The organism is Luteimonas salinilitoris (assembly GCF_041300785.1).
GTDB classification, from domain to species: domain Bacteria; phylum Pseudomonadota; class Gammaproteobacteria; order Xanthomonadales; family Xanthomonadaceae; genus Luteimonas; species Luteimonas salinilitoris.
The window spans coordinates 1-1,560 of sequence record NZ_JBFWIB010000049.1 but is presented as its reverse complement, the minus strand read 5'-3'; the positions used below and the strand labels follow the sequence as shown (position 1 = coordinate 1,560).

Annotated in this window: 2 protein-coding genes; both read right to left on the bottom strand. The window is 55.1% G+C overall.

Features of this window, described 5'->3' with window-relative positions:
• On the bottom strand, positions 1 to 521 hold a 521-nt coding region (locus AB5T46_RS20365), incomplete at its 3' end, for a hypothetical protein (protein ID WP_370565936.1).
• 71 nt (positions 522 to 592) lie between these two features.
• A complete protein-coding gene (locus AB5T46_RS20360) occupies positions 593 to 1,414 on the bottom strand; it encodes a S1 family peptidase (RefSeq protein ID WP_370565937.1) in 822 nt (273 codons plus the stop codon).
• Between the last annotated feature and the right edge of the window lie 146 nt (positions 1,415 to 1,560).

The window sequence follows — 1,560 nt, the reverse complement described above, 5'->3', positions numbered from 1 at the left end:
TCTCCCCGCACAATCTGAGTCACGCAAGGCTCTTGTGCGTCCATGAACATGAAGCACCGACCAAATAGCGCCTTCTTGCCAAAATCATCAAATACGTTTGATCCGAGAGGTGTGATCAGGACCTCATCAGTTGCAAGTGCCCGCTGATGATTGTTATCGATCTCTGTCCAATGTTGGACGGCGATGCTGTCCAAGACCAGATTGATCGCCGGCTGGTTGTACTGCACAAGAACATTCCCGTCTTTCATGGGAGTTGGATTCATGTCTGGGTGGTAGTTGAAGATCTTCGACAGCGCGTCCTTGGCAAAGGGCTCTGCCTCAGCATCTGCGAGACCGTCAGGAAGGACAACACATGTTCCATGCAAAAAAACAGCAAGATCGCGTTGGCCGTTAGTGTAGAAGCGTAGGCGCTCAACAATCTGATCGATGGGTTGCATGATGGCGGGACGCCAGTCTGGAACAGGTGGGAACCTCTTGGGCGGCTCCTGAGGCTGTTCCTTCTTCTTGAATAGTCCGAACACCGAGGATCTCCAGAAACATCTAACGCCTGAGTTAAGCCGAGCCGCGAAGCGGCATCGGCTTGAACGAATTGTTAGCCTTCTTGCTGTGGCGCATCAGACATGACGCGTTCAATCCATGTAATGTAGCGGGAGATGCGAACGCTATTCACGACCTGGCCATAAAGCCCAGCATGAAAGGCGCGGACGCTACTTTGTGGGTAGTACCTGTCAAATGATGCAAGGCCAGCAAGCTGCTTCTGACCGCGGTGATCGATGATGACGGGGCCGCCGCTGTCGCCATTGCCGCTTATCCCTTCAAGTGGTAAAGCAAGCGGAGGTGTGTCGAAGGTATACGAAATCCAGCGTGAGTCTGCACCAACTACGACATTGAAAGCGCGGCGCAGGCGGGTACGGTGTGCGGCATGAATGGCTAGGCCATCGACGCCATTTCCCGTAGCGCCCTTACCTATGAGCTCGACGATCTCTCCGACCTCATCGTTCTCGCGATAGAGCGCTACCGGAGTCACATCTGCGATAGGCGATGCAAGCTTCATCAACGCAATATCGTCGGAATCCGCAAGGAACTCCACCAGCCTGGATGAATCACCAGACGCCAAAGCATCGTTGACGAGGGCCTCGGGCGGCTTCTTGTAGCCCGGATGCATGTAGACGTGCTCGACTTTCCGCGGCATGCCATTGATGGTTACTTCGCATTCTGATGGGACTGCATGAGCTACAGTTATCACCCATTGCGGTGCAATGAGGACGCCATGGCCCTCGCCGGGCATATCCGCCAGAGCCGGGAACGCAGATACTGGGATCTGGTACTCCGCGTCCTCAACGTCATGACGAATGACAACAGCACTGGCTGTGTACGAGGCGGCTAACAGAAGCGGTAGAAGGCAACGAGTCATGATCATAGCGGTTTCAAGAAGGCTAACGCCTGTGTTAAGCCGTGCCGCGAAGCGGCAGGGACTTCCTACGCAAAAGTGGACACCTGCGGGTTAGGCGCATTGCTCGTACTCGACCGGTGACCGGTACCCCAGGGCCGAGTGTAGAC

What these genes read in the sequence shown, in the direction of transcription:
- AB5T46_RS20360 (WP_370565937.1), bottom strand. Translation starts at nt 1,414, where the DNA reads ATGACTCGTTGCCTTCTACCGCTTCTGTTAGCCGCCTCGTACACAGCC.